This is a genomic window from Actibacterium sp. MT2.3-13A (genome assembly GCF_018139985.1).
In the GTDB taxonomy this organism is placed as follows: Bacteria; Pseudomonadota; Alphaproteobacteria; order Rhodobacterales; family Rhodobacteraceae; genus JAGSOU01.
The window spans coordinates 136,953-153,398 of sequence record NZ_JAGSOU010000001.1; the positions used below are offsets into that span (position 1 = coordinate 136,953).

Consider the following 16,446-nt stretch of genomic DNA (forward strand, 5'->3'; position numbering starts at 1 on the left):
CTCCGGCGGGAGTATTTCTTCCAAGAAGAAGGACGCGGCGCCTCAGCCGGGATGCTTGGCGAGTTGCACCGCCAGGATGCCCGCCATGATCACCGCAACGCCGATCATGTCCACCGCGCCCAGCGCCTCGCCCAGCAGCGCGGCGGCAATGGCCACCCCGAGAAACGGGTTGAGGAAGTGGAAGGTGGCGGCGCGCACCGCGCCGATGCGGTTGACCAGCATGAACCACACCAGCGTCGCCGCGAGCCCCGGCACCAGCGTCGTGTAGGCGAAGGCGGCGACGAGCGGCCAGCTCCAGGCCACGTCGAAGGGCTCCAGCGCCAGGGCGGGCACGGCCAGGATCGCGCTGCCCACCAGCATCTGCAGGCCGACGATCATCAGCAGGTTGCCGCCCGAGGAGGCCTCGCGCACCGACAGCGTGGCGAAGGTCAGCGCCAGGACGCCCGCCGCGCAAAGCAGCACGCCGGTCAGGTCCACCCCGCCGCCGATGCGGCTGCCCATGATCAGCGCCACGCCCGCAAGCCCCGCCAGCAGTCCCGCGATGCCCAGCGGGCGCACATGGTCGCGGAACACCAGCCAGCCCGCCAGCGCCACCAGGAGCGGCATGGTCGAGGCGATGATCGCGGCGAGCGAGGCCTCGACCGTCTGCATGGCGACGAAATTGAGACCGAGGTAGAGCGCGTTCTGGCAAATGCCGAAGAGCACCGTGGCGCGCCATTGCCCGCGGGTCAGCCGCCAGCTCTGCCCCAGGGCGCGGGCGATCGCCACGCCGATCAGCCCCGAGATCAGGAAGCGCAGCGACAGCGCCGTCAGCGGCGGGGCGGCGGCCACGATGATGCGGGCCGAGGTGAAGGCCGAGGACCACATGAAGGCGAAAGCCAGCCCCATTCCGATCGCGCGAAGATCCATGTCACCATCCAAAGAAAAGGGCCGCCCGACGGCGACCCTATCTTATCGTCCGGTCGGCGCAAGGGCCGGTGGCTCAGCCGTTGACGCTGTCCTTCAGAGCCTTGGCGATGGTCATCTTCACCACCTTGTCGGCCTCTTTCTTGATCTGCTCGCCGGTGGCGGGGTTGCGCACCATGCGCTCGGGGCGCTCGCGGCAGTAGATCTTGCCGACGCCCGGCAGGGTCACGGCACCGCCGGCGGACACTTCGCGGGTGATCACGCTGGTCACGGCGTCCAGCGCGGCGGATGCGGCTTTCTTGTCCGCGCCCATCTCTTCGGCCAGAGCGGCAACCAGTTGCGTCTTGGTCATGGGTTTCGCCATGTATGTTCTCCTCGTTCCTGCCCTCTCTATGGGGCTGATCCCTGTAATCTAGCGTTATCTGGGTATACCGCACAACTGCTAGTGTAAGCAAACCCAGCGTTTTAACGCATTTTGTGGCGATTTTGCGCAGCTCAGAGGAAGGCCGTCTCCTCGAAACTGCGCAGTTTGCGGCTGTGGATGCGTTCGAGCGGCATCTCGCGCAGGCTCTCCAGGGCACGGATGCCGATCAGCAGGTGGCGCGAGACCTGCGTCTTGTAGAAATCCGAGGCCATGCCGGGCAGTTTCAGCTCGCCATGCAGCGGCTTGTCGGAGACGCACAGCAGCGTGCCGTAGGGCACCCGGAAACGGAATCCGTTGGCCGCGATGGTGGCGCTTTCCATGTCCAGTGCGATGGCGCGCGACTGGCTCAGCCGCTGCACCGGGCCGGACTGGTCGCGCAACTCCCAGTTGCGGTTGTCGATGGTGGCGACGGTGCCGGTCCGCATCACCCGTTTCAGGTCGTAGCCTTGCAGCGCCGTCACCTGCGCCACCGCCTGTTCCAGCGCGATCTGGATCTCGGCCAGCGCCGGGATCGGCACCCAGACCGGCAGGTCGTCATCGAGCACATGATCCTCGCGCAGATAGCCATGCGCCAGCACGAAATCGCCCAGCGACTGCGAGTTCCTGAGCCCCGCGCAATGGCCCAGCATCAGCCAGGCATGCGGACGCAGCACGGCGATATGGTCGGTCGCGGTCTTCGCGTTCGACGGGCCCACCCCGATATTGACCAGCGTGATCCCCGCGCCGCCGGCGCGCTTGAGGTGGAAGGTCGGCATCTGCGGCAGCTTGGCGGGCGCGGGCATCGGCGCCTCCGCGTCGGCAATCTCGACATTGCCGGGGCCGACGAGGCTGTCATAGCCGCTGTCGGGGTCGCGCAGGGCGGCGCGGGCGAAGGCCTCGAATTCCTCGACATAGAATTGGTAGTTGGTGAACAGCACAAAGTTCTGGAAATGCTCGGCCGCGGTCGCGGTGTAATGCTGCAGCCGCGCCAGCGAGTAATCGACGCGCTGCGCGGTGAAGGGCGCCAGCGCCCCCGCGCCGTCGGCGAAACGGAAGCCGTAGCCGTTGACGATGTCGTCATGGGTGGTGGACAGGTTCGGCACGTCGAAGATGTCGCGCAGCGGGAATTGCAGCACGCCCTCATGCGGCACCGCGATGGTGTCGTCGCCGGCCACCGCGAAATGCACCGGGATCGGGGTCTGCGAGGGCCCGATCGTGACGGGCACGCCGTGGTTCTCGATGATCAGTCCGATCTGCTGGGTCAGGTAGCTGCGGAACAGATCGGGGCGCGTGACGGTGGTGGCATAGGTGCCGGGCTCGGCCACATGGCCGAAGCTCAACCTGCTGTCCACCTGGGTGAAGCTGGTCGTGGTCACCCGGATCTCGGGGTAGAAGGCGCGGAACCGCGCGCCGGGCGCGGCGCCGGCCAGCATCGCCGCGAACTGCGCGCGCAGGAAGCCGGTCGCCTCCGCGTAGAGCGCGATCAGCCGGTCCACCGCAGCCGCGGCATCGGTGAAATGCTCGGCGGCCACGGGGGGCGGTGTCTCGATCGGAAGTTCCGGCATGGCGGGCGTCCTTTGCGGCGGCTTGCCAGCAAGTGTGACCATCGCGCGGCGCGGATCAAGCCCCGGCGCGGCAGGGTTGCGCGAGGGCAGCTTTCCGGCGGATAGTCCGGCTATGAGCCGCACCCTGCTGTCCCTCGGCCACGGCTACTCCGCCCAGGCCCTCACCCGCGTCCTGCCCGCGGGCTGGACCGTCATCGCCACCACCCGAGACCCCGAAAAGGCCGGGGCGCTGCGCGCCCGGGGGCTGGAGGCGCTGGTCTGGCCCGGCGCCGATCTCGGCCCCGCGCTGGCGCGCGCGACGCATCTGCTCAGTTCCATCGCGCCGGGGCCCGACGGCGACCCCGTGCTCAACGCCGAGGGTGAAAGGCTGCGCGCGGCGCGGCATCTGGAATGGGTCGGATACCTTTCCACCACCGGCGTCTATGGCGATCACGGCGGCGGCTGGGTGGACGAAACCGCGCCGCTGGCGCCCGCGACCCGCCGCGGCCGGCTGCGCGCCGAGGCCGAGGCGGGCTGGCAGGCGCTGGGCCTGCCGCTGCATATCTTTCGCCTGGCCGGCATCTACGGCCCCGGCCGCGGCCCCTTCGCCAAGGTCCGCGCGGGCACGGCGCGGCGGATCGTCAAGCCTGGACAGGTGTTCTCGCGCATCCATGTGGACGACATCGCGCAGGTTCTGGCCGCCTCTATCGCGCGTCCGAACCCGGGCGCGATCTACAATATCTGCGACGACGACCCCGCGCCGCCTCAGGACGTGATCGCCCATGCCGCGCGGCTGCTGGGCCTGCCGGTGCCGCCCGCGGAGGATTTCGCCACCGCCGAGATGACCCCGATGGCCCGCAGCTTTTACGCCGAATCGAAGCGGGTGCGGAACGACCGCATCAAGCAGGAACTGGGCGTGGCCTTGAAATACCCGACCTATCGCGAGGGGCTGGCGGCGCTGCTGGAGGTCGAGGACGGATCGCCCGCCGGCTGAGGCGGCTCAGCCCTTGGTCTGGGCGGCGCGGACCTGCGCGACGCTGGCCACACCCAGGACCTCCAGCACCTTGGCCTCGATATCCGCGGCGCTCATCCGGGCGACGTCATACATCTCGTCCTGCGTGGCCTGGTCGACGAAGACGTCGGGCAGCTCCATAGAGCGGAACCGCAGGCCGTGGTCGAAGACCCCATGCTCGGCCAGCAAGTGCGCGACATGGCTGCCGAAGCCGCCCACCGCGCCCTCCTCGATGGTGATCAGCGCCTCGTGCTCGGCCGCCAGCCGCAGGATCAGCTCCTCATCCAGCGGCTTGGCGAAGCGGGCATCGGCCACCGTCGGCGTGATGCCGCGCGCGGTCAGCGCCTCGCTGGCCTTCATTACCTCCTTCAGCCGGGTGCCGAAGGACAGGATCGCCACCCGCGCGCCCTGCTGGATCATCCGAGCCTTGCCGATCTCCAGCACCTCGCCGCGCTCGGGCAGCTCGACGCCCACGCCCTCGCCGCGCGGGTAGCGGAAGGCGATGGGACCCGCGTCGTGGGCGGCGGCGGTGGCCACCATGTGCTTGAGCTCCGCCTCGTCGGCAGCGGCCATCACCACGAAACCGGGCAGGTTGGCGAGGAAGGCCACGTCGAAGGCGCCCGCATGGGTCGCCCCGTCGGCGCCCACCAGCCCGGCGCGGTCGATGGCGAAGCGCACCGGAAGGCGCTGGATCGCCACGTCATGCACCACCTGGTCATAGCCGCGCTGAAGGAAGGTCGAATACATCGCGCAGAAGGGCTTCATCCCGCCCGCAGCGAGCCCGGCGCAGAAGGTTACGCCGTGCTGTTCGGCGATGCCCACGTCGAAACAGCGCGCGGGGAAGCGCTCGGCAAACAGGTCCAGCCCGGTGCCGTCGGGCATGGCAGCGGTGACGGCGACGATCTTGTCGTCGGCCTCGGCCTCCTGAATCAGGCTCTGGGCAAAGACCTTGGTATAGCTGGGCGCGTTCGACGGCGCCTTTTTCTGCTCGCCCGTCACCACGTCGAAGCGCGCGGTGGCATGGCCGCGGTCGGCGCGCCGCTCGGCCGGGTGATAGCCCTTGCCCTTTTTCGTGATGGCGTGGATCAGCACCGGCCCGTCGGCACGCGCCTTGACCGTGCGCAGCACCGACAGAAGCTGCTCCATGTCATGCCCGTCGATCGGGCCGACATAGGAGAATCCCAGCTCCTCAAACAGCGTGCCGCCCACGGTCATGTGCTTGAGCATGTCCTTGGCGCGCCTGGCGCCTTCCTGGAAGGGCTGCGGCAACAGGCTGACCGCGCCCTTGGCGGCGGCCTTCAGCTCCTGAAACGGCGCCCCGGCATAGAGCCGCGACAGGTAGGACGACATCGCACCCACCGGCGGCGCGATGGACATCTCGTTGTCGTTGAGGATCACGATCAGGCGCTTTTTCAGATGGCCCGCGTTGTTCAGCGCCTCAAAGGCCATGCCGCCGCTCATCGCGCCGTCGCCGATCACCGCGATGGCGTCGCCGATGCCGTAGTCCGGCGCACCGCCCAGGTCGCGCGCCACGGCAAAGCCCAGCGCCGCCGAGATCGAAGTGGAGCTGTGCGCCGCGCCGAACGGGTCGTAGGGGCTTTCCGAGCGCTTGGTGAAACCGCTCAGGCCGCCCTTCTGGCGCAGCGTGTGCATCCGGTCGCGCCGGCCGGTCAGGATCTTGTGCGGATAGCTCTGGTGGCTGACATCCCAGATCAGCCGGTCGCGCGGGGTGTCGAACACCGCGTGGATCGCCACCGTCAACTCGATCACGCCCAGCCCCGCGCCCAGATGCCCGCCGGTCGCCGACACCGCGGCGATGGTCTCCTCGCGCAGTTCATGCGCCAGCCGGCCCAGCTGGGCATCGGAAAACTGTTTCAGGTCGGCCGGGCTGTTGACCCGGTCCAGCAGCGGGGTGCTGGATTGCTCGCTCATCGCGCAGGCCCTCCGGGGCGGCGGTTACATCTCGCGGGAGATAACGAAACGGGCGGTGTCCCGCAAGGCGTCGGCGGCCGCGCCGTAAGGCGCCAGCGCCGCCTCGGCCTCGCGCACCAGCGCCTCGGCCCGGTCCTTGGCGCCCCGCAGGCCCAGAAGCGAGACGAAGGTCGCCTTGCCCGCCTCGGCATCCTTCTGCAGGCGCTTGCCGGCCTTTTCGGCATCTCCCTCCACATCCAAGATGTCGTCGGCGATCTGGAAGGCAAGGCCCAGCGCCTGCGCGTATTTGCCCAAGGGGGCCGGATCGGCGCCCGCCAGCCGCGCGCCGGCCTCCGCCGACCAGCGGATCAGCGCGCCGGTCTTGTTGGCCTGAAGCGCGGTGATCTCCTCCAGCGTCAGGGGGCGCGCGGCGCTTTCGGCCGCGATGTCCTGCGCCTGGCCCAGCACCATGCCGTCGATGCCGGAGGCGCGCGCGAGCTGCGCGATCAGATCGACCCGCACGGCGGGATCGGGGTGGGTCGCCGGATCGGCCAGCAGCTCGAACGCCAGCGTCTGCAGCGCGTCGCCCACCAGCACCGCGGTCGCCCGGTCCCATTTCACATGCACCGTGGGCTGGCCCCGGCGCAGGTCGTCGTCGTCCATGCAGGGCAGGTCGTCATGGACCAGCGAATAGGCGTGCAGCGCCTCGACCGCCGCCCCAGCCTGCAGTGCGCGCGCCGCGGGCACGCCATGCAGCGCCGCGCCCTCGATCACCAGAAATGCGCGCAGCCGCTTGCCGCCCGCCACCGCGTAGCGCATGGCGTGGGTCACCGGCTGATCGGCGCGGCCGGCCAGAACGGCCTCCAGCCGCGACGACACCGCCGCCGCCGCCTCTTCCAGCTTCTGCGAAAACATCAGAGCCCTTCGACCGGCGTGATGCCCGTCGGGTTGCCCTCGGCATCCAGCGTGATCGCGGCCACCTTTTCCTCGGCGCGCTTGAGTTCGTCCTCGCAGCGCTTTTTCAGCTTGGCGCCGCGTTCATAGAGCGCAATGGAATCCTGCAGCGGAACGTCGCCCCGCTCCAGCCGGGTGACCACCTGCTCCAGCTCGCCCATCGCCTGTTCAAAGCTCATCTTGTCGACCGGGGTCTCGTTGCTCATCCGCTCCGCTCCATCAGAACCGTCACATGCGCCGCCACGGATGCGGCCAGCGCCTGAAGATCATATCCGCCCTCGAGTGTCGAGACCAGCTTGCCCCCGGCATGGACCCCCGCCAGGTCGCAAAGCCGCCCGGTGATCCAGGCGAAATCCTCCTCGCGCCACATCAGCTGCGCCAGCGGGTCGGCGGCATGGGCGTCGAAGCCGGCCGAGACCAGCACCAGCTCCGGCGCGAAATCGTCGAGCCAGGGGAACACCTCGCGCTCATAAAGGTCGCGCGCCTCGGCCCCGCCGGTCATCGGCGCCAGCGGAATGTTGCGGATGTTGTCATGCGCGCCACGCTCGTCCCTCGCGCCGGTGCCGGGCCAGAGCGGCATCTGGTGCGACGACACGAACCGCACCCGCGGCTCGTCCCACAACAGCGCCTGCGTGCCATTGCCGTGATGCACGTCGAAATCGACCACCGCCACGCGGTTCAGCCCATGATGGTCGAGCGCGTGTTTCGCGGCGATCGCCACGTTGCCGAACAGGCAGAACCCCATCGGTTTCGCCTGCTCGGCGTGATGCCCCGGCGGGCGGATCGCGACGAAGGCATTGCCGGCCTCGCCGCCCAGCACCATGTCCACCGCCCGCGCGGCCCCGCCCACCGCGCGCAGCGCCGCGGCGAAGGAGCCCTTCGACATATGCGTGTCGGCATCGAGCGGCACCGTGCCCTGGTCCGGCCCGGCGTCACGGATGCGGTCGATATAGGCCTGCGGATGGCAGCGCAGGATGTCAGCCTCGCGCCCCAGGGGCGCCTCGGCGCGGATCAGTTCCCTGAATTCCGGGGCCTTCAGCCGCTCAAGGATCGCCTCCAGCCGCGCCACCTGTTCGGGGTGGCCGACCGGCGTGACATGGCCGAGGCAGTCGGGATGGGTCAGGATCGCGGTGCTCATGGCCGCAAGGCTAGGCAGGGGGCAGGCATCCGGCAAGCCTCAATCAGGGGCCAGCATGTAGCCCGCGCCGCGCACCGTCTGCAGGTAGCGCGGCTGTTTCGGGTCGGCCTCGATCTTGCGGCGCAGCCGGGTGATCTGAACGTCCACCGCGCGTTCCTGCGCCTGACCGCGGTCGCGGCCCAGATCCTCGACCAGCTTGCCGCGGCTGACGGGCTCGCCGGGGCAACCCGCGAAGATCTTCATCAGCTGGCTCTCGGTGGCGGTCAGGCGGATCAGCTCGTCGCCGCGCCACAGCTCGCCGCGCTCCACGTCATAGCGCACGGGGCCGAGGCTCAGCACCTTGGGCCCCGCGCCCAGCGGCTGGGCCTGCGGCACCCGGCGCAGGATGGCGTTGATCCTGAGCATCAGTTCCTTGGGCTCGAAGGGCTTGGCGAGATAGTCGTCGGCGCCCGCCTCCAGCCCCTCGATCCGGTCGCTGGTCTCGGCCTTGGCGGTGAGCAGCAGGATCGGCGTCGAGATCTCCTGCCGCAGACTGCGGGTCAGGCTGATGCCGTCCTCGCCCGGCATCATCACGTCGAGCACGATGAGGTCGAACTCCAGCCCCTCCAGCAGCCGCCGCGCATGCGCCGCGTCGCGCGCCGCCGTCACCCAGAACCCGTTGCGGATCAGGAATTTCTGCAGCAGCCCGCGGATGCGCTCGTCGTCATCGACAATCAGCAGATGGGCCGCCCCCTCGACGCTCATGACCCGGCATCCTTCAGCGCGGCGTAGTGGCGGCGCTGCTCGGGGTCCATCATCGCCTCCAGCACCTGGCGAAAGCCCGCCACCGCCTCCGGCCCGGCGGCGCGGTAGGCGGCGCGCATCCGCGCGCGCTGGGCGTCCGACAGCTCCTGCTCCAGCGTCGCGCCGGCCTCGGTCAGGTAGAGATGGCGCTCGCGCTTGTCGCGCGGCCCGACGCGGCTTTCGACCAGCCCATCCTCGATCAGCGTCCGCAGCACCCGGTTCAGCGACTGCTTGGTCACGCCGAGGATCGACATCAGGTTGTTGACCGTGGTGCCCGGGCTGCGGTGAATGAAATGGATCGCGCGGTGATGCGCGCGGCCGTAGGAATAGTTCTCCAGGATCCGGTCCGGGTCCGCGGTGAAACCGCGATAGGCGAAGAACATCGCCTCGATGCCCTTCCTCAACTGCTCGTCGGTGAGAAACAGCAGGCTCTCGCCGCTCTGCGCGCTGCCGCCTTCGGCCATTTTCACCCCTTCCGATCACGTTTCTTTCTGGTTGGGGTGATTTTATGTCAGCCTTGTTGACTTTCCAAGAATCAATTGTTAGCGATTTGGCGGTTTGGCGCAACTTTATGTCCGAAGCGGACTTAAGAAGCGCAATATTCGCAAAAAGGGCATAAGCCCGGTGACCGAGGAAGGAAAGACCGATGACCGGCTATGATGACCGCGACGGCAAGATTTGGATGGATGGCCAGCTGATCGATTGGCGCGACGCCAAGGTGCACATCCTGACCCACGCGCTGCATTACGCCTCATCGGTATTCGAGGGCGAGCGCTGCTATAACGGCAAGATTTTCAAATCCGTCCAGCATTCCGAGCGGCTGCGCAATTCCGCCCGCCTGCTGGACATGGAGATCCCCTATTCGGTCGAGGAGATCGAGGCCGCGAAATACGCGATGCTGGAGGCCAACGGCTGGTCCGACGCCTATGTCCGCGCCGTCGCCTGGCGCGGCGCGGGCGAGGACATGGGCGTCTCGGCCAAGCGCAACCGGGTCCGCCTGGCGGTCGCGGGCTGGGAATGGGGCGCCTATTACGGCGACGCCAAGATGCAGGGCGCCAAGCTCGACATCTCCAAGTGGAAGCGCCCCAGCCCCGAGACCATCCCGGCCCACGCCAAGGCCGCCGGCCTCTACATGATCTGCACCATGTCCAAGCACGCGGCCGAGGCCAAGGGCTGCTCGGACGCGCTGTTCATGGATTACCGCGGCTATGTGGCCGAGGCGACGGGGGCCAACATCTTCTTCGTCAAGGACGGCGCGGTGCACACGCCGATGCCCGACTGCTTCCTCAACGGCATCACCCGGCAGACGGTGATCGGCATGCTGACCGAGCGCGGCATCGAGGTGATCGAGCGTCACATCCTGCCGGAAGAACTGGAAAGCTTCGAACAGTGCTGGCTGACCGGCACCGCGGCCGAGGTCACCCCGGTGGGCCAGATCGGCGACTATACCTTCGAGGTGGGCGCCCTGACCCGCGAGATCGCGGAAGCCTACGAGAAACTGGTGCGCGCCTGACGCGCCCGCGGGGCCCTTTGCGGGCCCCGCAAGCCCGGCCGCCCTCACTGAGGCGGCGCAATCTCCAGCTTCATCGCGGCATACCAGTCGGCATAGGCGCGGATCTCCTCGTCGCTCAGCTCGGCGGCGATCGCGGACATGATCTCATGCGTCCGCTTGCCGAGGCGGAACGCCTTGAGCTGGGTGTCGATGTAGATGTTCGTCTCCCCCGCCAGATTCGGCGCGTCCTCCAGCTCGGCGATGCCGTTCGCGCCGTGACAGGAGACGCACAGCTCGGGCGCCTGTCCCGCGTCGGCGCCGGCGGGCAGCTCGGCGGTCGCCTCGTGCGCGCCATACCAGGCCGCGACATCCGCGATCTGCTGGTCCGTGAGCCCCGCGGCCACCACGCTCATCATCTCATGCACCCGCGCGCCGGAGCGGAACGCCCTGAGCTGCGCCTCGATATAGGCCGCCGGTTCCCCGCCGATATGCGGCGCGATCGGGATCTGCGCATAACCGTCCAGCCCGTGGCATGTCCGGCACATCCCTGCCACCTTGCGCCCGGCCGCCGGGTCCTGCGCAAGGGCGCCCCCGGCGAGCATGAGCCCGCCGAGAAGCATTGCCATGAAGGCCCGCGTCAGCCTTCGTACCAGATGCGGTAGATCGCCCCGGCCAGGTCATCCGAGACCAGCAGCGAGCCGTCGCGCAGCTGGGTCACGTCAACCGGGCGGCCGAGATATTCGCCGTTCTCGTCGATCCAGCCTTCGGCGAAGGGTTCGGAGGTGGCATTGCCCTCGGCATCGACGAAGGTCACCATCACCCGCGCGCCGACCGGCGTGGTGCGGTTCCACGAGCCGTGCTGGGCCGAGAAGATGGCGTTCTTGTATTTCGCCGGGAACATCTTGCCGGTGTAGAAGCTCATGCCGAGGTCGGCGGCATGGGCCACCATCTCGACCGCGGGCATCACCACCTCGACCGGCACGTCCTGGCCGGCATATTCATTGGTCCGCACGCTGCCGCCGCCATACCACGGATGGCCGAAATGCTGGCCCTGCGCGGTCTGGTGGTTCAGTTCGCCCGGCGGGATGTCGTCGCCCATCCCGTCCACCTGGTTGTCGGTGAACCACAGTTCGCCGGTTTCGGGATGGAAATCATGCCCGACCGAGTTGCGGATGCCGTAGGTGTAGACCTCGCGCCCGGTGCCATCGGTGTTCATGCGGATGATGCCGCCGATGCCCCATTTGGTGTTCAGCTCCAGCTTCTCGGGCGGCGCCACGTTGAAGGGCTGTCCCAGCGAGATGTAGATCTTGCCGTCCGGCCCGATCTTGCAGACCCGCGCGGTGTGGTTGTAGCTTTCCTCGCTCGGCGGGATCAGCTCGCCCTGGGCCACCAGGTTGAAGGCCGCCACGTCGGGGCTCTCGTAGAAGAATTCCGCCGCCGGGAACAGCAGCACGCGGTTCTGCTCGGCGATATAGAGGAACCCGTCCTCGGAGAAGCACGGCCCGTTCGGAATCGCGAATTTCAGCGAGGGCGCGAAATCCTTCACCTCGTCGGCGACGCGGTCCTTGTTGCGGTCCGTCACCACCCAGACCTTGTCCTTGCGGGTGCCCACGAAGGTCACGATCCCCTGCGGGCCCACCGCCATGTGCCGCGCATCCGGCACCACTGCGTAAAGGCCGATCTTGAACCCGTCGGGCAGCTTGATCCGCTCCAGGTTCTTCTTGATGCCCTCGGCGAAGTCGCCGTCCTGTTCGACAAAGGTAAACGCGGTCTCGCCGGTGGTCTGGAAATTGGACAGATTTTCCAGATTGTCCGGCACGTCCGCCGATTGCGCCGAGACCGGCCCGGCCAGCAAGACAGCCGTTGCGGCGCACAGAAATGCACGTTTCACGTAATCCTCCCCGAAAGTCGATTCCGGCTATTTTAGTCGACCAGAGCCGGCACGCAGGGCGTGCCGACCCTGCGTTACTATATCGCACCGAAGGCATTTCGCATTCTCGGGCCTCAGCCCTGCGGGGTGATCCCCTGGCGGGCCTTGCCGCGCTTCAGCCCCAGCTGGCGCTCGCGCCAGATGATCAGACCGCCGGCCAGCATGATCAGCGCGGCCCCCGCCAGCACCAGCGGCGTCGGCACCTCGGCAAAGACGAAATACCCCACCCCCAGCGCCAGCAGCATCGCTGCATAGTCGAAGGGCGCGACCAGCGCTGCCTCGCCATAGCGATAGGCCGACGTCAGGCAGATCTGCCCGAAGCCGCCAAGCAACCCCGCCACGATCAGCATCGCGGCCTCGCCCGGCCCGGGCATCACCCAGCCGAAAGGCGCGGTCAGCAGCGACAGCACCGTCGCCGTCACCGAGAACCAGAACACGATCGTCGCGGTGCGCTCGACCCGCACCAGCCGGCGGATCTGGATCTGCGCCAGCGCGCTGAAGGTCGCCCCGCCCAGCACCACCAGCGCGCCCATCGCCTCGCGCGCCGCGACCGCCCCCCCATTGAAGGCCGTCAGCCGCGGGCTCAGCACGATCAGCACGCCCAGCAGCCCCAGCATCACCGCGCCGATGCGGAACAGCCGCAGCCGCTCGCCCAGGAACAGCGCGGCGAAGACCACCACCAGCAGAGGCGAGGCAAAGCCGATGGCGGTGACCTCGGGCAGCGGCAGCAGGCCGAGCCCCGTGAAATTCAACCCCATCGCGGTGCAGCCGATCAGCCCGCGCCACAGATGCCCCATCGGGTCGCGCGTGCGCAGCCCGGCGGGCAGCTCGCCCTGCATCACCAGCCAGCCCACGATCACCGGCACCGCGAAGAGCGAGCGGAAGAACACCGCCTCGCCCGGCGGCACCGCGTCCGAACTGGCCTTGACCAGCGCCGCCATCGCCGTGAACAGCGCCACGGCAGCCAGTTTGAGAAGGATCGCGCGGACGGGTTGCATGCGGAGGACTCCGGCGCGGCCCCGGCATGGGGCGCCCCGTCCCTCCTACAACCCGGCGTGCGGTTTTGGAATGGGTTTCAGGCCCTTATGCCGCGCGCAATCCTCAGAAAGGCGCGCAGCCGCGCCGCGCCGGTCCCGCCCGGCGCGCGGCGCTGCAATTCCTTGCTGGCGGGATGCGCCCGTTCTTGGCGCTCGATCTGCAGGAACCGCTCGGCCCGGGCGCGGTCGCTGCGCTGCTTGTCATGGTCGATGATGTGACGGTGCATGGCAGTCTCCTCCTCCGAAGGCCGCCATCCTAGCACGACTCGCCCGCCGCGCCGAATCCACGGCTCAGAGGAACACCCGCTCCACCACCCACCACGCGCCCGTCAGCGCGATTGCCACCGAGGCCGGGACGGCGATCCGCGCCCGGTACCAGGTCCTGTCCCCGAACCAGTGGCCCACCGCGAAAAACGCCGCCCCGATGACCAGAAGCTGGCCGATCTCGACCCCGACATTGAACCCGATCAGCCCCATGACCAGCCGCCCGGGATCGAGCCCGATGCCGCCCAGCACGCTGGCGAAGCCCAGCCCGTGCAGCAACCCGAAGCCGAAGACGATCGCCGTCCGCCACCAGCTCAGCCGGGGGTGAAAGATGTTCTCGACCGCGACATAGACGATTGAGGCCGCGATCAGCGGCTCGACGATCACGGCCGGCACCGAGACCACCCCCAGCACCGCCAGCGCCAGCGTGGCGGTATGGGCCAGGGTGAAGGCCGTCACCTGTGCCAGCAACGGCCGCAGATGCAGCGAAAAAAAGAACAGCCCCAGCACGAACAGGATGTGGTCCAGCCCCTTGGGCACGATATGCTCCACCCCCAGCACGACGTAACGCCCGAAGTCCCGCAGCGCGCCGACCTCCGCCACGCCCTGGCGCGGCAACGGGTCGCTCAGCGCGCCGTTCGTCAGGTAGCCGGTGTATAGCGCATCGCCCTCCCCCGCCTGGCGCAGCACCAGCGGCCCGTATTGCGCCGACCAGCCGATCCGCACCGGCGCGTCGCCGGGCGGCAGCGCGGCGCCGAGCACCAGCACCGATTCGCGCGGCAACTCCGGGTTGCCGACCCCGGGGATGCGCAGATCGACGATCTCGGGCAGCAGCCGCGTGCCCGCGCTCTCGATGATCAGGCCCTGGCGGACCCGCTCCCAATGGGCGCGGAAATCCGCCTCCAGTTCCCCGGGCGTCAGCCGGCGCTTCTGGTCGTAATAGCCCGACAGGGGCGAGTCGTTGGTGTCGCCCAGCGCGCTCAGGTCGATGCCCGCGACCAGCGCCTCCAGCGTCAGCCGGATTTCCATCCGCAGCGCCTCCGGCCCGACCTCGGCATCGGCCACCGCCGGCTGCACCTCATGGGCGGCCAGCGGCTGCGCCAGCATGAGCAGGGCGAGCAGGGTTGACTTCAGCCAGCCCCGTGCCAGCTTCCCGGGTAAAGCGGAGGCCCGATCATCCATGCGCATCCTTTCCACTTTCCTTGCTGCGGCTGGCCTGCTACTTAGCGCGCCGTCCTCACAAGCCCATGAATTCTGGATTTCGCCCCAGTCCTACCAGGTCGCCCCCGGCACGCCCATCGTTGCCGACATCCGGGTCGGCCAGAATTTCGAGGGTCCCGCCTATTCCTACCTCCCCGCCAGCATCGCGCGGTTCGACATCGTCACCGGCCCCGTCGCGACGCCCGTGACCGGGCGCATGGGAGACCGCCCGGCGCTGTCGCAACCCGCCCCGGCCGAGGGGCTCGCCGTGATCGTGCACGAAACCGCCGACAGCCGCCTGACCTATTCCGAGTGGCAGAAATTCGCGAATTTCGTCACCCACAAGGCCCTCTCCGACACCCTGGCGCAGCACGCGGCGCGCGGGCTGCCGCAGACCGGATTTTCCGAAACCTACCGCCGCTACGCCAAGGCGCTGGTCGCGGTGGGCGCGGGCGCGGGCGCCGACCGCGCGCTGGGGCTGGAGATCGAGATCGTGGCCCTGGCCAACCCCTATACCGACGCCCTGCCCGAGGGCCTGCCGGTGCAGGTGCTCTACCGGGGCGCGCCGCGCGCCGGCGCCCAGCTCGAGGTGTTTGACAAGGCGCCGTCGGGCGCGGTCGCCGTCACCCGCCTGACGCTCGACGCGCAGGGCCGCGCCACAGTGCCGCTCACGCCCGGCCACGAATACCTGCTCGATTCGGTGGCCATGCGCGCCATCGGCAGCGACGATCCCGCCGAGGGTCCGGTCTGGCACTCCCTCTGGGCGGCGCTGAGCTTCGCCCGCCCTGCCCGCTAGCGTAGGTCCGCGAGCCGCGCGCAGGCCCAGCGCGCGGCATCGGCCACCGCCGGGTCCGCGTCCTCCACCAGGCGCGCCGCCACCGGGCGCAGCGCCGCCTCCCCGGAATTGCCGATCGCATACAGCACGTTGCGCACGAACCGCCCGCGCCCGATCCGCTTGACCGGCGAGCCCGAGAACCGCGCCCGGAACCCGGCATCGTCCAGCCCCGAGAGATCCGCCAGATCCGGCGCCACCAGATCGGGCCGGGCGTGATACTTCGCCTCCCGCGCCGCAACCGCGAACTTGTTCCAGGGGCAGGCCGCCAGGCAATCGTCGCAGCCATAGATCCGGTTGCCCATCAAGGGGCGCAAATCCGCGTCCACCGGCCCGGCATGCTCGATCGTCAGGTAGGAGATGCAGCGCCGCGCATCGAGCTGCCAGGGCGCGGGGAACGCCCCGGTCGGGCAGATGTCCAGACAGGCGCGGCACGATCCGCAATGCTCCCGTTCCGGCGCGTCGGGTTCCAGCTCCAGCGTGGTGAAGATCGCGCCGAGGAAGAACCAGTTGCCCAGATCCCGCGCCAGCAGGTTGGTGTGCTTGCCCTGCCAGCCCAGCCCGGCGGCCTCGGCCAAGGGCTTCTCCATCACCGGCGCGGTGTCCACGAAGACCTTGATCTCGTGCCCCGGCCACTGCTCCAGCAGCCACCGCCCCAGCCGCTTCAGCCGCTTCTTCACCACGTCGTGGTAATCGCGGTTCAGCGCATAGGACGAGATCACCCCGCGGTCCTTCACCTCCAGCAGCGCCAGCGGATCGTGCTCCGGCGTATAGACCTCCGCCAGCATGACGACCGAGCGCGCCTCGGGCCACAGCGCCGCCGGGTCCCCGCGCCAGTTCATCCGCTCCGCCATCCAGCCCATCTGCCCGTGCCGGCCCTGCGCCACGAACTCGGCCAGCCGCCCGGCGGCCTGCGGGATCGCATCCGGCCGCGTCACCCGGCACTTCGAGAACCCCTCCTCCAGCGCCCGCGCCACCAGCGCCTCTTTCTTCTGGCCGGAAATATCCTCGGGGGGGGAGGCCGGCAGGCCGGGGGGGGC

Annotated in this window: 18 protein-coding genes; 3 read left to right on the forward strand and 15 right to left on the reverse strand. The window is 68.9% G+C overall.

Annotated features, from left to right (window positions below; translation table 11 throughout):
- Positions 1–42 precede the first annotated feature (42 nt).
- From KCI33_RS00685 to KCI33_RS00695, 3 genes are all read right to left on the reverse strand, one after another.
- Positions 43–909 (reverse strand): DMT family transporter, encoded by an 867-nt coding sequence (locus KCI33_RS00685; protein WP_212522819.1) that lies wholly within the window; start codon positions 907–909, stop codon positions 43–45.
- Between the two features lie 73 nt (positions 910–982).
- Entirely contained in the window at positions 983–1,270 is a 288-nt protein-coding gene (locus tag KCI33_RS00690; RefSeq protein ID WP_212522820.1) for an HU family DNA-binding protein, read from the reverse strand.
- 131 nt (positions 1,271–1,401) lie between these two features.
- A complete protein-coding gene (locus KCI33_RS00695) occupies positions 1,402–2,874 on the reverse strand; it encodes an AMP nucleosidase (protein WP_212522821.1) in 1,473 nt (490 codons plus the stop codon).
- A gap of 112 nt (positions 2,875–2,986) precedes the next feature.
- On the opposite strand from KCI33_RS00695, the gene KCI33_RS00700 reads away from it, so the two are divergent.
- Positions 2,987–3,847, forward strand: coding sequence for an SDR family oxidoreductase (locus tag KCI33_RS00700; RefSeq protein WP_212522822.1), 861 nt, complete (start codon positions 2,987–2,989; stop codon positions 3,845–3,847).
- A 6-nt stretch (positions 3,848–3,853) separates the two neighbouring features.
- On the opposite strand, the gene dxs is transcribed toward KCI33_RS00700, so the two are convergent.
- From dxs to KCI33_RS00730, 6 genes are read right to left on the reverse strand one after another with little or no spacing between them, the layout of a single operon-like run.
- Positions 3,854–5,797 carry a 1-deoxy-D-xylulose-5-phosphate synthase gene (gene dxs, locus KCI33_RS00705; protein ID WP_212522823.1) on the reverse strand — a complete coding sequence of 648 codons (1,944 nt, stop codon included), beginning with the start codon at positions 5,795–5,797 and terminating at the stop codon, positions 3,854–3,856.
- Positions 5,798–5,821: 24 nt separating this feature from the next.
- Positions 5,822–6,691, reverse strand: a complete 870-nt coding sequence (locus tag KCI33_RS00710) for a polyprenyl synthetase family protein (protein ID WP_212522824.1) — start codon at positions 6,689–6,691, stop codon at positions 5,822–5,824.
- Positions 6,691–6,936 (reverse strand): exodeoxyribonuclease VII small subunit, encoded by a 246-nt coding sequence (locus KCI33_RS00715; RefSeq protein ID WP_212522825.1) that lies wholly within the window; start codon positions 6,934–6,936, stop codon positions 6,691–6,693. The genes KCI33_RS00710 and KCI33_RS00715 overlap by 1 nt, the downstream gene beginning before the upstream one ends.
- The gene (locus KCI33_RS00720; RefSeq protein WP_212522826.1) at positions 6,933–7,868 is read right to left on the reverse strand and encodes a histone deacetylase family protein; all 936 of its coding nucleotides are present in this window, start codon (positions 7,866–7,868) and stop codon (positions 6,933–6,935) included. Before KCI33_RS00720 ends, KCI33_RS00715 begins: the two co-directional genes overlap by 4 nt.
- Before the next feature lie 39 nt (positions 7,869–7,907).
- A complete protein-coding gene (locus KCI33_RS00725) occupies positions 7,908–8,612 on the reverse strand; it encodes a response regulator (protein WP_212522827.1) in 705 nt (234 codons plus the stop codon).
- Positions 8,609–9,115: a MarR family transcriptional regulator gene (locus KCI33_RS00730; protein ID WP_212522828.1), complete on the reverse strand. Its 507-nt coding sequence runs from the start codon at positions 9,113–9,115 to the stop codon at positions 8,609–8,611. Before KCI33_RS00730 ends, KCI33_RS00725 begins: the two co-directional genes overlap by 4 nt.
- Before the next feature lie 182 nt (positions 9,116–9,297).
- On the opposite strand from KCI33_RS00730, the gene KCI33_RS00735 reads away from it, so the two are divergent.
- Positions 9,298–10,164: a branched-chain amino acid aminotransferase gene (locus KCI33_RS00735; RefSeq protein ID WP_212522829.1), complete on the forward strand. Its 867-nt coding sequence runs from the start codon at positions 9,298–9,300 to the stop codon at positions 10,162–10,164.
- A gap of 44 nt (positions 10,165–10,208) precedes the next feature.
- On the opposite strand, the gene KCI33_RS00740 is transcribed toward KCI33_RS00735, so the two are convergent.
- From KCI33_RS00740 to KCI33_RS00760, 5 genes are all read right to left on the reverse strand, one after another.
- A complete protein-coding gene (locus KCI33_RS00740) occupies positions 10,209–10,763 on the reverse strand; it encodes a c-type cytochrome (RefSeq protein WP_249138853.1) in 555 nt (184 codons plus the stop codon).
- A gap of 17 nt (positions 10,764–10,780) precedes the next feature.
- Positions 10,781–12,034, reverse strand: a complete 1,254-nt coding sequence (locus KCI33_RS00745) for a PQQ-dependent sugar dehydrogenase (RefSeq protein WP_212522831.1) — start codon at positions 12,032–12,034, stop codon at positions 10,781–10,783.
- Positions 12,035–12,147: 113 nt separating this feature from the next.
- On the reverse strand, positions 12,148–13,071 hold the full coding sequence (locus KCI33_RS00750) for a DMT family transporter (RefSeq protein ID WP_212522832.1): 924 nt from the start codon (positions 13,069–13,071) through the stop codon (positions 12,148–12,150).
- A 77-nt stretch (positions 13,072–13,148) separates the two neighbouring features.
- The gene (locus tag KCI33_RS00755; protein WP_212522833.1) at positions 13,149–13,337 is read right to left on the reverse strand and encodes a hypothetical protein; all 189 of its coding nucleotides are present in this window, start codon (positions 13,335–13,337) and stop codon (positions 13,149–13,151) included.
- Positions 13,338–13,401: 64 nt separating this feature from the next.
- A complete protein-coding gene (locus KCI33_RS00760; protein ID WP_212522834.1) occupies positions 13,402–14,556 on the reverse strand; it encodes a HupE/UreJ family protein in 1,155 nt (384 codons plus the stop codon).
- Here KCI33_RS00760 and KCI33_RS00765 point away from each other — a divergent pair.
- On the forward strand, positions 14,555–15,370 hold the full coding sequence (locus tag KCI33_RS00765) for a DUF4198 domain-containing protein (protein ID WP_212522835.1): 816 nt from the start codon (positions 14,555–14,557) through the stop codon (positions 15,368–15,370). The genes KCI33_RS00760 and KCI33_RS00765 overlap by 2 nt on opposite strands.
- Here the strand turns inward: KCI33_RS00765 and queG are convergent.
- Entirely contained in the window at positions 15,367–16,386 is a 1,020-nt protein-coding gene (gene queG, locus KCI33_RS00770; RefSeq protein ID WP_249138855.1) for a tRNA epoxyqueuosine(34) reductase QueG, read from the reverse strand. The genes KCI33_RS00765 and queG overlap by 4 nt on opposite strands.
- Between the last annotated feature and the right edge of the window lie 60 nt (positions 16,387–16,446).